The following is a 15,414-nucleotide window of genomic DNA, read 5'->3' as shown; positions in this document are numbered from 1 at the left end:
AAACAGCCGGCTTACAGGATATTGTTCAGCTGTTCTTTGATTTTCTCCAGCTCTTCTTTCATCTCCACCACCAAGCGCTGGATGGTAGCATCATTGGCCTTGGACCCTATGGTGTTGATCTCACGGCCTATCTCCTGAGAGATGAACGCCAGTTTCTTACCGGTTGGTTCAGGCAGGTACACCGTCTCAGTGAAATAATGCAGGTGGTTCACCAGGCGTACTTTTTCTTCGGCAATGTCCAGTTTCTCAATGTAGTAGATCATCTCCTGCTCAAAGCGGTTCTGGTTGAACGACTCTGAGGAGCTGATCTCCTGCAAGTGTCCCTGAATGCGCTGCCTGATATGCTCTACCCGGCTGGGGTCGTGTTTGTCTACCTCGGCCAGCAGGATTCTGATGCGGTCTATGTACGAGACGATCTCATTGGTGAGGGCTTTGCCTTCATCTGCCCGGAACGTGTTGAAGTTCTCCATGGCCTCTTGCAGCACCGGCGCCACCTGCTCCCAGGAAACCTCTTCTCCTTTTTCATCTGTGCTCTCATTCTGCAGCACCTCTGGCATGTGCAAGGCTAACCGGAACAAGTCTGGTGATTTGGCGCCCAGGGCAATAGCCGCGGCCTCCAGTTCCCTGAAATAGCTCTGTAACAGCTCTAGGTTGATTCTACTGCGGGTAGCGCTGGTTTTGCCTCTGGAGACCTCAATGGTAAGATTTACCTTGCCGCGCACCAGGCTTTTGCTTATCAGGTTCCTGATCTCCAGCTCTTTGTCAGACAGGCTCCGGGGAATCCGCAGGCTTAGATCCATGGATTTGGAATTAAGCGACTTCAGCTCAACGGTGATGGTGGAGCCTTCGGTTTCTGAATGGGCAGACCCAAACCCGGTCATGGATAATAGCATACGTTGTACTATCAAAATGGAAAAAAGTAAATCTATGAAAAAAGCGTCACTCTCACGCTATCTAATGATTGTGGTTTCTGTGGCCTTCAAACAATGAAACTTGTGTATTTTCTTTATCTTTGGCCTATGAAATTTGGAGTTGTCGTTTTCCCAGGGTCCAACTGTGACCAGGATGTCATTGATGCTTTGCAGCAAACCACCCAGAAGGAAGTTGTGAGGCTGTGGCACAAAGACCATGATTTGCAGAACTGTGATTTCATAGTACTGCCCGGAGGTTTCTCCTATGGTGACTATTTGCGTTCAGGGGCCATTGCCCGGTTCTCCCCTATCATGCAGGAAGTGGTGAAGTTTGCCAACTCCGGTGGGTACGTGTGGGGCATCTGCAATGGCTTCCAGATCTTGACGGAGGCCGGCCTGTTGCCAGGCGCCTTGCTGCGCAACACCAGCCAGCAGTTCATCTGCCAGAACGTGTACATTACCCCAGAGAACACAGAGGCCCTGCCTACTGCCCTTCTGGAGCCCGGCAAAGCCTATAAAATTCCCATCGCCCACGGCGAAGGCCGCTTCCACGCGGATGCTGATACCTTGAAATCTTTGGAGGACAACGGCCAGATCATGTTCCGCTACTGTGACGCCAACGGCCAGGTAACGGAGGTGTGTAACTGCAACGGCAGCTTGCTCAACATTGCCGGCGTGAGCAACAAAAACAAGAACGTATTTGGCATGATGCCGCACCCGGAACGCGCTGTTGACACGGAGCTCAACAACACAGACGGCCGTCTGCTGTTTGAGTCTCTGTTGCAAGCGGTACAAGTGTAAGTACCGCTCTTCTCATAAGAGAACGCTTCTATTTGGAGCATAGTTAGGCAGGATTCCGCTGTTTTGTAAAAAGCAGGCGCGAAACTAACCGCTGCCGCTGATTATAAAGCAAAGGCTCCTTTTCCTTCGGGAAAGGAGCCTTTGCTTTTAAGGCGTTTTTGCAAATATTCGCTTAAAACAAAGGGCCGGTTTTTTCTGTGTCTTGGGATTAGGCTTATATTGAGTTCTTTGATAAAATTCCGGCTTGGACCGCCATTGGTGGGTGCATGCGGTATGTTATTCCCCTGGCTTGTCCGCTTGTTTCATGGGTGCAAGTGCGGCTCTTTGCATAGTTTCCGCTAAGCGCTCGGGGAAGACTGGAACAGGGAAAGTTAGTAAAGGCGGAAAGGAGAACCCCTGTAGAGACAACGGCACCGCCTTGTCTCTCACGCATTGCTATCTTTTGCCTTGTCTCTACCACGCATTGTTCTCCGCATTGTCCTCTCCGGCAAAGGTGCATACCCTTTCTTTTTGTATCCTTAAAAGCAGAAGACCTCCCTTGTTCAGGGAGGTCTTCTGCTTTTAAGGTGTTTTTACAGAATCAGGCGAAAAGCCGTCTTTGTTTCCTGTATTAGAAGTCATAGCCCATGGAGAAGTAGAACTTAGGGCCTTCGCGTTTCAGGTTTCTTTCTCCCCAGGCCATGTCAAACCGGCCATACACGCCCAGCAAGGTGGTGCGGGCGCCAAAGCCATACCCGTACATGAACGGGTTGCGGAAGTTGCGCACAATGACCTCAAACGGCGGCCTGGGCACCGGCTGCGTGTTCACTGAGTTATCTTCACTGAACGGGTTACCCCGGTTATAAGCCGTACCGGCATCAAAGAACCCTACCATCTGTAGGTTGCGGAAGAAGCCCGAGTTGATGGGGCCTTCAAACAGGTACTGGAACAGCGGCAGGCGAAGCTCAGAGTTCCAGAGCACGTACCTGCTTCCGTTACGGGCGTTGTAGTTGAAACCTCTTAACGGGGTGCTGAACTCCAGGTAGAAGAAGTCGGCCGGGGTAGAGGTATTGTCATAGATGGGAATACTGTCTTCATCTGCCCCAATCCAGTTGTCTACGCCACCCAGCAGGTATTTCTTAGGCGAGGGCCCGAAGGAATGGCCGTAGCTTAAGCGGTTGGCCCACACGAACTCGCGGTGTATTTTCTGGTAGTGCCTCAGGTCCAGGTAGAACTTACCAAACCCGATCTCCTTGTCTCCTATACCGTACATGCGGGACACGCCCATCTTCATACGGGTGCCTTCGCGCATGTTCATGCCCGTCACCACGGAGTTGTCATACACCAATTCTCCCCCAATTCCGGCAAAATCCATGACCACGTCTGGTTCAGAGAAGTTCTCCATGATGGTGTACCTGATGTTGGAGTAGCGGGGCAGAAGTTTCACGCTCAGGGCATTGGTCAATGGGTAGCTGAGCGCAGGCATTACCTCATGCTTGTGCAGCCGCCGTATCAAGCCGCCGTTGTTGTCCTGCAGCACGCTTTGCTTCTGGTAGCCTATCAGGAAATCATAGCGGTTCTTCAGGTTAGCGTATTCGGCGTAGAAATTGGTGGTCTGCAAGTCTGTGAGGGCGAAGACCCCGCCTTTGATGCGGTAGTCCTCAAACAGATCTGCCATGCCCACTTCCATCACAAACCCGAAACCCAGCAAGGGGTCGGCGTAGATAGAGGTGGTCAGGCTGTTCACGCTAAACCGCAGGTCATACGGCTTGGGGTAGTTCAGCACCAAGGAATCGGAAGAAGCCAGGGCCATGATGGTTCTGGGCTTGGGCTTAGGGGCGGTCACCGGAGGTTTGGCCGGGGCGGCAGTGCTGTCAGTGGCCAGGCTGTCTCCCGTTTGGGTTAACCGTAGGGCCGCAAGGGAATCGGCGGCGGCTTTGGCGGCCTGGGCTGCCGCTATGCGGGCGTTCTCCTGCTGGATTCTCCGCTGCATGTGGCCTTCCAGGGTCTGCTGGCGCTTGGTTTTAAAGCCGGCCTGCGCCACGGCGGGCAAGGCAGCATTGGGGTAATGGTACAAAAACTCCTTGGCGCGGTCATTGGCCACAAAGGTCAGGTTGCCCGTGCGCGGGTGGTAATCATACGCCTTGATGTTCTGCTGGAAATTAGTGACCCGGCTTATAGCCCCGGTCTTGATGTTGTGGCGGTACAAAGACCTGATGCCTGTTTCCTCACCCAGGTACATGATCTCGTCTTCGGCCAGGCCAATAGGCTTTACCTCATTAGAGGGCGTGTAGGTCAGCTGCCAGAAACGGCTTTGGGCGTTTTCCGGGTCAAACAGGTAAATGTCATAGTTGTTGGCCACCGCGTTGAAGGTACCCCGGCTAGACTGGAGCGAATCCGCGTAGCGGTTAGACGAGAAAACGATGCGGTTACCCGGCCCCGGTAGAAAAGCCGGATCCAGGTCATCAAAGATGTCATTGGTCAATTGGCGTACTAAACGCCCCCCGCGGTACAGGTATAAATCACTCTGCCCGTTTTTCACCGCACTCAGCACCATAAACTGGCCGTCTTCTGAGAAATCAAGCCCTACAATCTGGCTGTAGGCGTTGAGCGGCAGCACGTTGCTGGTTTTTCCCAACAGGTTTTTCACCGTGGTCACCCCCGGAATGTAGCGTTTGCCCGCATCCTGCAGTTTCAGCTGCAGTTTCCCCCTTCTAACGTCAGAAACCCCTAACTGCGACTCTGACCGCCAGGACAGCAGGGGCACCGAGCGGTCAATGGCTTGGTTAGGCATTTTATACCCGCCGCGGTACACGGTTTTCTGGTTATTGGAGCCTAGCTCACGCACGTGCACCTTGTAGGCTCCCCGGTCATAGGTCACAAACGCCAGTTTCTGGCCACTGGGGCTTACCACCGGTTCTGAATACAGCAGGTTATGGGCATTGGTCTTTTTGATCTTGTTTTCTTTGCTGGGCGCAGGCATGGCTCCCTCGGCAAAGGTGTTCATCTGGGTGTAGTACGCAAACCAGTCCCGCATGAACCGCTTGTACGGCATGTTCAGGCTACTAGCAATGCCCACCTCAATGTCACGGGTAATGCGGGTCAGGTTGAGGATGTTTTGGATAGCGGAGGTGCCGTGCCGTTCTGTGATGTAGTTCCAGATGGATTGCCCGGTCAGGCGCTGGTTGCGGGCAAACAGCGGATCAGGGCGTTTTCCACCCGTTTTCTGGATCATGTCCCGCATGTAGTCATCCATGTCCACGCTCCAGCCCTCAGAAAGGTACGCCGCAGCCCCGGAGACAAACCACTCGGGCAGGCGCAGCAGGTAGTTGCTCTGGATCACCTCCTTCAGGCTGCCGCCGTACATCATGTCAGAGAGCAGCAGTTCAGAGATTCGGTAGGTCATCTGCCGCTTCAACTCCGTCTGGGAACCTTCAAAGGCTACCTCAATCTTGCTTTTCACAAACAGGGCGTCATTGCCGCCTTTGTAGGGGTCATCAATCAAACCGATGTTGCTCTGCTTCAGGTCTGAGACAGAGTTGTACATGATGATGGTGATCTTGGAGTAAGGATAGTAACCAATGAGGGCGGTGATGCGCTTCAGTTCCCTTTCAGCGTGCTCCGCGGCGTGGCGGGCCAGTTCACGGCCGTCCTGCGAGTAGTAGATGTTGAAGTTCTGCGTGCTGTAGTACTGCCAGTTGAAGCGTTTGTACTGAATCCGGTTTTGCCCGAAATCGTCTGGGGCGGTTGCCTGGCCATACGTAAACACAGGTGCCACCAGCGCCAGTAGCACTACAAGTAACCGGCACACAGGTAAATAGCGAGTAGAGAGTGGACTCATGTGGTTGACGTAGATGCTAAATATAACGATAAATACCGGACAATATCCACCTCTGGCCAAAGGGCCGTTCCCTGCTCCAGCCTTGAGATAAACTGCTGCGCCAGCAAGGGCGCCATCAATACTCCTTTAGAGCCCATCCCGTTGAAAATACCTATGCGCGGGTGCTGGGGGTGCACGCCCACCAAGGGTTTCCGGTCTCGCACGGCGGGCCTTACCCCTACATACTGCTTTGTCACGGTAAACGGTTTTTTCAGAATGTCCTGTGCCTTGGCCGTCAGTTCTTCCCTGGCCTCCTGGGTTAGGTTTTCCTCCAGGTTCCGCCAGTTGTACGTGGCACCCACGCGGTAGTGGGTTTGTCCTAAAGGCACAACGTAAACGGCTTTATTATAGATATAGGAAGCCTCAAAATCAGGCATATTTATATCCAAAATTTCCCCTTTATTCAAAGAAAAAGGCAACCAACTGAAAAACGGGTTCTGGGCACCTTGCGCTCCCTCGCAGAAAACGATGTTTCGGGCCGTTATCTCCTTGTAACGCACTGTATCCGGAGACAATTCCAGCAGAGATAAATCCAAGGCCTCTAACCGGATCGCTCCCCGTTGCCTGAGGTCTTCAGCCCGCAGATCCAGGAACGACCGCAGGGCCACGTACCCACCCTGCTGAATGAGCAGACCGCCTAATTCCTGGTGAACGTATTCAGAGACTGGGAGTTGCAGGTGCGTGGTTTCAATGTAGCCGTCCCAGGCGGGGTCAGTGCTTTTGCCCATCCAGTTGTTCTGTTCCTCTGCGGTGGAGAAGAGTTTGAGAATGGGTTTGCGGTGGAACAAGCGGGTCTGGTAGCGTTCCTCCATCTCCTGGTAAAAGGCGGCGGCGGCGGGCAGAAAGGCGTCAATCTGCCAGCTTTTGGCAAACCGTTTCCCCGCCACCGGGTTGATCAGCCCGGCCGCCACGCGGGAGGCCGAGTTCTCTTTGGGGGCATCCACCACCAGCACCGTTTTACCGGCTTTTTCCAGAAAACAGGTTAAAATCGCGCCGGCCAGGCCGTGCCCTACTACCAGATAATCATAAATCATGCCCCAAGGTACGGCTTGTGCCGCTGAAATATGTAACTTAGAGCCTGCAAAAAAGATATCCTCCATGCCTGCCAATAGCCTGCAAGTAAAATTATTCACGTTCAATCCATTCTCAGAAAATACCTACGTGCTGTATGACGCCACCAAAGAATGCGTGGTCATTGACCCCGGCTGCGCCGATAAAGAGGAACAGCAGGAGTTACAGCGGTTCATCCAGGCCCAAGGCCTGAAGGTAGTGCGCCTTCTGAACACCCATTGCCACATTGACCATGTGCTGGGCAACAAGTTCATAGCAGATACCTATGGGGTGCCCCTGGAAATACACGAAGCGGATTTAGCCGTGCTGCGCGCGGTGCCTACCTATTCAGCGGCCTATGGCTTTCCCCAGTACCAAGAGGTTTTACCGGAGAAATTCCTGAAAGAGGGCGAAAACGTAACCTTCGGGGAAACCGAGCTGGAGGTATTGTTCACCCCAGGCCATGCGCCCGGCCACGTGGTGTTCTACCACCCCCAGAGCAAAAACCTGATTGGGGGCGATGTGCTGTTCCACCGCAGCATTGGCCGCACTGACTTACCCGGCGGCGACCATAACACCCTTCTGCAGAGCATCCGCACCAAATTATTCACACTCCCTGAAGAGGTGACCGTATACCCTGGCCATGGCCCCTCTACCACCATTGGGGAAGAAAAAGCCAGCAATCCGTTTTTGAGCTAATTATCAGAAAACAGGCTCAGAACAGACCATTCCAATTCTATGAAGAAACACCTTCCTAATTTCATCACTTGCCTTAACTTATTATGTGGTTGCCTTGCCCTGGTAGCCGTCTTTCAGCAGGAACTGGTCTCGGCCGCCGGCTGGGTAGTAGTGGCAGCAGCCCTGGATTTCCTGGATGGCTTGGTGGCCCGCCTGCTCAACACCTATTCTGATATTGGCAAGCAATTAGATTCCCTGGCAGACATGGTCTCCTTTGGCGTGGTGCCGGGCGCCGCCATGGTGCAGATGATCTCCCAGGCCAATGAAGCGGGAGGGTATGATTTGCCTGCCTTGCTGCCGTACGCTGGTTTCCTGATCACCATCTTCTCCTGCATCAGGCTGGCCAAGTTCAACATTGACACCCGGCAGATCTCTTCCTTCATTGGCGTGCCTACTCCGGCCTGTACCTTGTTCATCATGTCTTTGCCGCTTATCCTGGCCAATGATGACTTTGGGCTGTCACCTATTATCCTGAATCCGTTTGTGTTGCTGGGCATCACGGTACTGTTTTCTTACCTGCTCATTGCGGAACTGCCGCTTTTTGCGCTCAAATTCAAGAATACCGCCTGGAAAGGAAACGAAGTACGGTTTATTTTCATGGGTCTTTCCATTCTTTTCTTGGCAATCCTTAACTTTACCGCAGTTCCCCTGAACCTCGCGATTTATATTATCTTATCCTTTTTCAATAAATCTTCTTCCCTATGAAATTCACCGCCGAAATTGATATCATGCCGCATGCTGAACTGTTAGACCCCCAAGGAAAGGCGGTAATGTTAGGCTTGGAACATTTAGGCCTGGAGCAGGTTTCTGATGTAAGAATCGGTAAGCACATCCGTTTGCAGTTAGAAGCAGAAAATGAAACCGCTGCCGCCCAGAAAGTAGAAGAGGCCTGTAAGAAGTTACTGGCCAACATGATCATGGAATCATTCTCTTACCGTCTCACAGTCAACTAAGAACACCCATTCTGGTTCAGCTCTGGCCCCTTCCTGAGCTGAACCTATGAGAGCGGGGCTGTGTTGCGGAGTAGCTATTTTGCACCCGCGTCATGCATCTTGTAAGGAAGTTTCTTCTTGCCGCTGGCTTTTGGGTCACTGCCGTTTCAGCTTGGGCCCAGGTTCAGGAAACGCGCAGTGTGTCTTGGCGCGCCAATGCCGCTAGCTCTCCAACAACTCTAAAAGAATCTTTTCCCGCCTTTGCGGAAGCCGCCTTTGTGGGGCGGGAAGAGATTCCCTATTATCTCCTGTCTTTGCCCAATGCGGCGGTGACCTCTTTTGAATTCACTGACCTGACGTTTGCGCCCTTGACTGCCGCAGAAGCGGCCTCTTTTCCTAAAAAGGGCCTTAAAACCGAACTTCAGCCTTCTATCAGCGCCGGCACGGCCAACCGGGTACCGCACTCCGTGGTGGCTTTCCAGCCGTTCAGGCTACACCCGCAGACCGGGGCCGTGGAAAAGCTGGTCTCCTTCAGTTATCGTTACTCTTCCGGGAACAACCTCAAAAAAGCACCCGGCGGCGGGGCCGCTACCCGGCGCACGTATGCGAGCCGGTCAGTACTGGCTACTGGTGATTGGTTCAAGATTGGGGTACCGGCAAGCGGCATGTACAAGTTAGACCGGGCCGCGTTACAGGCCATGGGCGTCAACCTGCAGAACCTGAACCCGCGTCAATTAAGGCTGTTTGGTAACGGCGGCGGCATGCTCCCCCAGGCCAACAGCGCTCCCCGGCCCGATGACCTGGTCGAGAACGCCATTTGGGTACAGGGCGAGCAGGACGGATCTTTTGACGCGGACGATTACCTCCTGTTTTACGGCCAAGGCCCCCATACCTGGGCAGAGAATAAAGTCACCGGCCAATCCCCGTTTACCCATTCCCTTCATCTTTACAGTGACACCACTTACTACTACCTCACGGTGGGTCCCACTCCAGGGAAAAGAGTAGGACAGCAAGCTCCGTTTCCGGGCTCTTTTCCTGAAATCACCTCCTATGATGAGCGCTGGTTCCATGAAGTAGACCTCCGTAACATGGTCAACTCAGGCCGGGAATGGTACGGGGAAGAATTCAGTGCGTTTGCCCTGCAGCAGACTTTTCAGATCCCCGCCACCGACCTGGTTCCCAACAAGCCGGTATGGCTTACTTCGGCTGTGATGGCCAACTCCCCGGAGAACAGTTCTTTTGCCGTGCGGTTGAACGGCACGGCCTTAGGTTCCCATGCCGTGGGGGGCCGGGGAACCTATAATTACCACCCCGAAGGCGTCAACCACGTGCTGCACTTCTCCCCTTCCTTAGGGTCCCTGGCCTACACCAATGACCTGAGCGTTTCCTATACATATAACCCCGGCACTAGTTCCTCGGCCACGGGGTACCTCAACTATTTCACCCTTTCGGCGTTGCGGCAATTAAAGCTTTACGGCAACCAAACCAACTTCAGGTCTCTGGCCAGCCGGCAAAACCCGGTGAGTACATTCAGGGTGGGCGGAATGACAGTTGCGGGGGCCCAGGTATGGGACGTCACCGATCCACTTAGCCCTATAGCGCAAAATCTAAGCCTAGCCAACGGAACAGCCAGCTTTTCAGCGAATACCCAGCAGCTTCGGGAGTTTATCGCCTTCCAGGGGGCTGCTTTTCCGGCACCGGCTTTCCTGGGGAAGGTGGCCAACCAGAACCTGCACAGCCTTAACCTGGACGGGAAACTGGACCTAGTCATCCTGACCCCTGCGGCTTTTGCACCGCAGGCTCAGCGGCTGGCCAATCACCGGCGCATCGCCTCCGGCCTGCAGGTAGAAGTGGTGGTGCTGCCTTCGCTGTATCATGAATTCTCCTCTGGCAAACAAGACATTACCGCTATCCGTGATTTTCTAAAGATGCTTTATGAGCGCAGCCCCAAACGGGGAGATGCCCTGCTGCAGGTAGCCCTGCTGGGTGATGCCTCTTTTGACCCCAAGCGGAGGCTCCCGCAAAACACCAACTTTATCCCCATTTACCAATCGCGCCAGTCCCTGGACCCAGTGCTGTCTTACTCTTCAGATGATTATATTGGTTTTCTGGATGACGAGGAGGGAGAATGGTCTGAGGAGAATTTTTCCCTGGCGCACCACCTGGACGTGGGCATTGGGCGGCTACCGGCTAAAACCCCGTTTGAGGCCGATCTGATCATTGATAAGATCATTAGGTATGAGAGCGGGCAAACTCTGGGCAATTGGCGTAAACGGCTTATTTTCCTGGCAGATGACGGTGATTCAAATGAACACCTCAATGATGCTGATTACCTGGCCGAATTTGTGGAGAAGAACCACCCCACCTATCTGCCCCAGAAGATTTACCTGGATCTATACCCGCAGATCTCTGCCCCGAACGGGCAACGGTCTCCTGAGACAAACCAGGCCTTGCGGGAAGCCATTGAGAAGGGCGCCCTGGTCACCAACTATACCGGCCACGGCAACGCGGTGAGTTTAGCCGATGAACAGATCCTGACTACCAACGAGATCCAAAGCTGGAAAAACCAGAACCGGTTGACCTTCTTTTTGACCGCCACCTGTGAGATTGGCAGATACGATGACCCTAGACGATCCTCTGGAGCCGAAACGGCTTTGTTCCATCCGGAGGGCGGCGCCATTGGCCTGTTGACTACTACCCGGCCGGTCTACTCAGACGGGAACCGGGCCTTGAACACCAACTTCTTCCAATTCTTGTTTAAACCGTTGGCAGACGGATCAATGCCTACCCTGGGTGCTCTCACCCTCAAAACCAAGAATGCGAGTTTATTTGGGGTGAACAACCGCAATTTCGCTTTGCTGGGAGACCCTACCATGCGGCTAGCCTACCCCAATTTGGAAGTAGCACTTTCTAAGTTGAACGGCAAACCTTTCGCGGCCGCCGGAGCTGATACACTCAAGGCCTTGTCTACGGTACGGTTGGAAGGCTTGGTCAGGAATAACCAACAACAGGTAGTCACTGATTTTCAGGGCCAGGCCCACGTGACGGTGTATGATAAAAGAGCCACCCTGACTACCTTAGGTGACCAGAATGCCAGAAGGCAGGTGCTGAGCAGGAGCAATATTCTGTATGATGGGCTAGCCACGGTCAAAAACGGAACCTTTGAGGTGACGTTCGTGATTCCCAAAGACATCAACTATCAGGTGGGCGACGGGAGCATCCATGTATATGCCTCCTCCGCTTCTACAGATGGCGCCGGAGCTACGGCTGTTCCCGTGGGAGGAGCCAATGCCCAAGCTTCAACGGATACGACTCCTCCTCAGCTACAGCTTTTCCTGAATGATGTCTCCTTTGTCTCCGGCGGGCTTACCGGCCCAGAATCTACCTTGGTAGCGCATTTGTTTGATGACAATGGCATCAATACCGCTGGTGCCGGTATTGGGCACGAGATCACCGCTATTCTAGATGAGAAATCATCAGAGCCTATTATCCTCAATGACTTCTATACCGCTGATGTAGATTCTTACCAATCCGGCAAAGTACGGTATCCTTTGAAGAACATTGCCTTAGGCCCCCACACACTTACTTTGAAAGCCTGGGACACCCATAACAATTCCAGTACGGCCAAAATAGAGTTTATTGTGGCCGCTTCTGAGAAACTCGCCTTAGATCATGTCTATAATATTCCGAATCCTTTTTTAAGCCATACCACCTTTCATTTTGACCACAACCGCCCCGGCCAGGAACTGGATATACTTATTCAGATTTTTACCGTATCAGGAAGACTAGTAAAAACCCTACAGGGCTTTGGTGATGGAAGCACGCATTTTTCTGGCCTCACCTGGGACGGCCGAGATGACCATAATGATAATTTAGCCAAAGGGGTATACCTATATAAAGTGATTGTGCGTTCTCGTCAAGATGGTACTAGTACATCTCGCTTTGAAAAGTTAGTTTTACTTAAATAACATATACCAGATACAACAAATCTACCGCATGAACTGCACTTTCCTCAGATCCACCATTGTTGCTTTTTCCTTTGTCTCTTTGGTGTGTTTCACCGCCGAGGCACAGAATCAAATAGGTCAGGAATATAGACCCATCACCACGGCTGTCCCGTTTTTATCTGTCTCACCTGATGCCAGAGCGGCTGGTATGGGTGAAGCTGGCGTGGCCACCTCACCAGATGCCAATGCCATCTTCTGGAACCCGGCTAAACTAGGGTTCATAGAAACTGATTTGGGCATCTCCTTGTCATATACCCCCTGGCTTTCTAAGATTGTCCATGACATGTCGCTCAGCCAGCTTTCCGCGCATAAAAAACTTACCCCCACTTCTTCCATAGCGGCCTCGCTGGTATACTTTGATCTAGGTGAATTGAATTTCACTGACGGCTCTGGAAACCCGATCCAGAACTTCAACCCGAAAGAGTATGCCTTCAACCTGGCATATGGTCAGCAGCTAAGTGAGAACCTGAGTTTAGGTGTAGGTGCCAAGTTTATTCATTCCAATCTAGCCGGTAACGTGAATGTGGGCGGTAATAATGGGGTAGTGGGCGAGTCACAGCCCGGTAATTCCGTAGCGGTAGATTTAGGGATTTACTATAACAAAGATTTGGCCATTGGGGGTAAAAATTATAACCTTGCGTTAGGTGGTAATATCTCTAACATAGGCGGTAAAATCTCTTACACTACTGCTGGTAGAAAAGACTTTCTACCTACTAACCTAAGGTTAGGTACGGCCTTCACCATGGAGCTTGACCCCTATAACAAAATCACCTTGGCCATAGACGGCAACAAGCTTCTGGTGCCGTTCACAGAAGCAGATGATCCTGCCGCCCATGATGACACCAGTGTATTTTCAGGGATCTTCAAATCCTTTAATGATGCCCCCGGGGGTGCCAGTGAGGAATTGAAAGAAATTGCCCTTTCCAGTGGCCTAGAGTACTGGTATGATAATACCTTTGCGGCCCGCGCGGGGTATTTCTATGAAAACGAATTAAAAGGCGGCCGCCAATATTTTACCATGGGCTTAGGTCTGCGCTACCAGAAATTTGGATTAGACGCGGCTTACCTTATCCCCAATGAACAAAATAACCCATTAGCTCAAACCCTGCGTTTCTCCCTCCATTTCAAATTAGACGGAGCAGCTGAACAATAATCTATGTCCCTTACCCGTACCATTGCCCCTGCCATTGCAGACCTACCCACTGATTTATCTATTGTTCCTGAGGTAAAATACGCTTCTTCCGGAGCTAGAATGCATGTCTACAAAAACCACATTCAACCAGTGGTTAGAATTGAATTTGTGTTCAAAGCTGGCAAGTGGTACCAGCCCAAAGCGGGTGTGGCCTCCCTCACTGCAAAAATGCTAAAGGAAGGAACCGCCTTCCATACCGCGAAAGAAATAGCTGACACAGTTGATTATTACGGAGCTTCCCTGGAGATCACGCACGGGTTTGACCGCGCTACGGTGACCTTGTACTGCCTGTCTAAATTTTTACCGTTTCTGCTGCCCCTCACCTTTGAGATAATCCAACAACCTTCCTTCCCAGAAAAGGAGTTTGCCCTCATGAAGCAAAGGGTGATTCAGACCTTGACAGTAGATAAGCAGAAGAACGGATACTTAGCAACAGAGACTTTCACAGGAGCCCTTTACGGGAAGTACCATCCCTATACCACTTTTATATCTGAGGAGGAAATCTCTGCACTGAGGTTAACTGATCTACAGGATTTCCATAGCCAAGCCTATACCTTTCCTTCTTCAGAGATCTTCATCACCGGAGACATAACTGATGCAGCAGTGGAAGGGATTCTAACTCTTATCACTTCTCAAAAAGCTTCATCCTTACAAGAACCAGTCATTTCTCCGTTGAAAGGACATGCTGAGGATAGATTAATCATTGAGAAGACCTCTAATGACTTACAAGCTTCCATAAGGGCAGGTAAACCCATCATTCATCCTTCTCACCCAGACTATCCCGCTCTTTATCTCCTCAACCACGTTTTAGGGGGATATTTTGGATCAAGGTTGATGAAGAACATCAGAGAAGACAAAGGCTTTACTTATGGTATTTACTCTTCCCTATCCCATAAGGAACACAGTTCTTTATTTTCAATAGGTACAGATACCAAAGGAGACAAGATAGAGGAAACTCTAGCAGAGATTTTAAAGGAGATTGCTCTGTTACGAAATGAGCTGGTACCAGAAAATGAATTAGCCACCACCAAAAAACACTTGGCAGGAAAGTTCTTATCTGACCATGCCACCCTCTTTGATAAGATGGACAAGTATAAATCAAATACCATCTTAAACTTGGGCACAGACTTTTCTTCACAGTTATTAGAAAAAATAGCGGATCTAGAAGCTTCTCAGTTGCTGGAAGCAGCAAATAAGTATTTTCAGGAAGAGGATCTACTGCAAGTAGTAACCGGAGGAGCAACAAAGTAAACGCTCCCTCCCTCTTTAAAAGAAAAGGTCACCTGTTCAAGGTGACCTTTTCTTTTACCCTATTTGAAAAACTTAATTAGGCCATTAAGAGACGAATAGGCTAGATATCTCTCTATAAGCGAAGCAAAAGTTGTTTTGCCTAGTCCCCATATCCTCAACTATCGGAGCAGTTTTTACCCTTTCCTCAGTAGAGATCAATTCCCACTATTTTGGTGGCCAAAGACCTTCTGACTCCATTAAATGAAAGGGGAGAGATTGTCTGATGGAGTGGTATAAAAAATGGCTCTGTAGAAGGTATTAGCATCCCAAACATATAGAAGGAATTGGCCTGAAAGAAGGCTCTTTTACTAAAACTAATGCATAACTGTTGATGCACTTACCAAGCCCACAAGTGATAGCAACTGCTTAGTCAAAGACCACCAGGATTAATAGTTCAAGACTCCTTGGAGCCAGCCAGAGAGATAGTAATAATAGGCGCGGAGGGAGCTTTGTAGCAAGGTTGCTCAAGGATTTACCAAGGGAATACGCCCCTTCCCCCTTCTCCTAGGGGATAGACGCAAGAACCCCCTCCTGCACGGGCAGGAGGGGGTGTCTGGTGTAAGGGGGTTGGCGGCTACCTACTCTCCCGCGTGTGACCGCAGTACCATCGGCTCGGCGGGGCTTAACTTCTCTG

The 15,414-nt window shown here is 51.5% G+C and carries 10 protein-coding genes; 7 read left to right on the top strand and 3 right to left on the bottom strand.

Features of this window, described 5'->3' with window-relative positions:
* Nucleotides 1–11 precede the first annotated feature (11 nt).
* The gene (locus FOE74_RS01005; RefSeq protein WP_149096751.1) at nt 12–893 is read right to left on the bottom strand and encodes a YicC/YloC family endoribonuclease; all 882 of its coding nucleotides are present in this window, start codon (nt 891–893) and stop codon (nt 12–14) included.
* 126 nt (nt 894–1,019) lie between these two features.
* Here FOE74_RS01005 and purQ point away from each other — a divergent pair, with 126 nt between their 5' ends.
* Nucleotides 1,020–1,712 carry a phosphoribosylformylglycinamidine synthase subunit PurQ gene (gene purQ / locus FOE74_RS01000; protein WP_149096750.1) on the top strand — a complete coding sequence of 231 codons (693 nt, stop codon included), beginning with the start codon at nt 1,020–1,022 and terminating at the stop codon, nt 1,710–1,712.
* Nucleotides 1,713–2,322: 610 nt separating this feature from the next.
* Here the strand turns inward: purQ and FOE74_RS00995 are convergent.
* Both FOE74_RS00995 and FOE74_RS00990 read right to left on the bottom strand, forming a co-directional pair.
* Entirely contained in the window at nt 2,323–5,532 is a 3,210-nt protein-coding gene (locus FOE74_RS00995) for a hypothetical protein (RefSeq protein ID WP_149096749.1), read from the bottom strand.
* Entirely contained in the window at nt 5,529–6,605 is a 1,077-nt protein-coding gene (locus FOE74_RS00990) for an NAD(P)/FAD-dependent oxidoreductase (RefSeq protein WP_149096748.1), read from the bottom strand. Before FOE74_RS00990 ends, FOE74_RS00995 begins: the two co-directional genes overlap by 4 nt.
* A 64-nt stretch (nt 6,606–6,669) precedes the next feature.
* Here FOE74_RS00990 and FOE74_RS00985 point away from each other — a divergent pair, with 64 nt between their 5' ends.
* From FOE74_RS00985 to FOE74_RS00960, 6 genes are all read left to right on the top strand, one after another.
* Nucleotides 6,670–7,320, top strand: coding sequence for an MBL fold metallo-hydrolase (locus tag FOE74_RS00985; protein WP_149096747.1), 651 nt, complete (start codon nt 6,670–6,672; stop codon nt 7,318–7,320).
* Between the two features lie 39 nt (nt 7,321–7,359).
* Nucleotides 7,360–8,064: a CDP-diacylglycerol--serine O-phosphatidyltransferase gene (gene pssA / locus FOE74_RS00980; RefSeq protein WP_149096746.1), complete on the top strand. Its 705-nt coding sequence runs from the start codon at nt 7,360–7,362 to the stop codon at nt 8,062–8,064.
* Nucleotides 8,061–8,312, top strand: coding sequence for a phosphoribosylformylglycinamidine synthase subunit PurS (gene purS / locus FOE74_RS00975; protein WP_149096745.1), 252 nt, complete (start codon nt 8,061–8,063; stop codon nt 8,310–8,312). Before pssA ends, purS begins: the two co-directional genes overlap by 4 nt.
* Before the next feature lie 92 nt (nt 8,313–8,404).
* Nucleotides 8,405–12,259 (top strand): type IX secretion system sortase PorU, encoded by a 3,855-nt coding sequence (gene porU / locus FOE74_RS00970; protein ID WP_149096744.1) that lies wholly within the window; start codon nt 8,405–8,407, stop codon nt 12,257–12,259.
* A gap of 28 nt (nt 12,260–12,287) precedes the next feature.
* Nucleotides 12,288–13,451: a type IX secretion system outer membrane channel protein PorV gene (porV, locus tag FOE74_RS00965; RefSeq protein WP_149096743.1), complete on the top strand. Its 1,164-nt coding sequence runs from the start codon at nt 12,288–12,290 to the stop codon at nt 13,449–13,451.
* A 3-nt stretch (nt 13,452–13,454) separates the two neighbouring features.
* The gene (locus FOE74_RS00960) at nt 13,455–14,741 is read left to right on the top strand and encodes a M16 family metallopeptidase (RefSeq protein WP_149096742.1); all 1,287 of its coding nucleotides are present in this window, start codon (nt 13,455–13,457) and stop codon (nt 14,739–14,741) included.
* Nucleotides 14,742–15,414 lie beyond the last annotated feature (673 nt).

It is taken from the genome of Rufibacter glacialis, assembly GCF_008271745.1.
GTDB classification, from domain to species: domain Bacteria; phylum Bacteroidota; class Bacteroidia; order Cytophagales; family Hymenobacteraceae; genus Nibribacter; species Nibribacter glacialis.
This window is presented reverse-complemented; position numbering and strand designations above follow the sequence as displayed.

Excerpts from the sequence above, each read along its gene's own strand:
- porV (WP_149096743.1), top strand. The coding sequence starts at position 12,288 with ATGAACTGCACTTTCCTCAGATCCACCATTGTTGCTTTTTCCTTTGTC.
- porU (WP_149096744.1), top strand. The coding sequence starts at position 8,405 with ATGCATCTTGTAAGGAAGTTTCTTCTTGCCGCTGGCTTTTGGGTCACT.
- FOE74_RS00960 (WP_149096742.1), top strand. The coding sequence starts at position 13,455 with ATGTCCCTTACCCGTACCATTGCCCCTGCCATTGCAGACCTACCCACT.
- FOE74_RS00985 (WP_149096747.1), top strand. The coding sequence starts at position 6,670 with ATGCCTGCCAATAGCCTGCAAGTAAAATTATTCACGTTCAATCCATTC.
- purQ (WP_149096750.1), top strand. The coding sequence starts at position 1,020 with ATGAAATTTGGAGTTGTCGTTTTCCCAGGGTCCAACTGTGACCAGGAT.
- pssA (WP_149096746.1), top strand. The coding sequence starts at position 7,360 with ATGAAGAAACACCTTCCTAATTTCATCACTTGCCTTAACTTATTATGT.
- FOE74_RS00995 (WP_149096749.1), bottom strand. The coding sequence starts at position 5,532 with ATGAGTCCACTCTCTACTCGCTATTTACCTGTGTGCCGGTTACTTGTA.
- purS (WP_149096745.1), top strand. The coding sequence starts at position 8,061 with ATGAAATTCACCGCCGAAATTGATATCATGCCGCATGCTGAACTGTTA.
- FOE74_RS00990 (WP_149096748.1), bottom strand. The coding sequence starts at position 6,605 with ATGATTTATGATTATCTGGTAGTAGGGCACGGCCTGGCCGGCGCGATT.
- FOE74_RS01005 (WP_149096751.1), bottom strand. The coding sequence starts at position 893 with ATGCTATTATCCATGACCGGGTTTGGGTCTGCCCATTCAGAAACCGAA.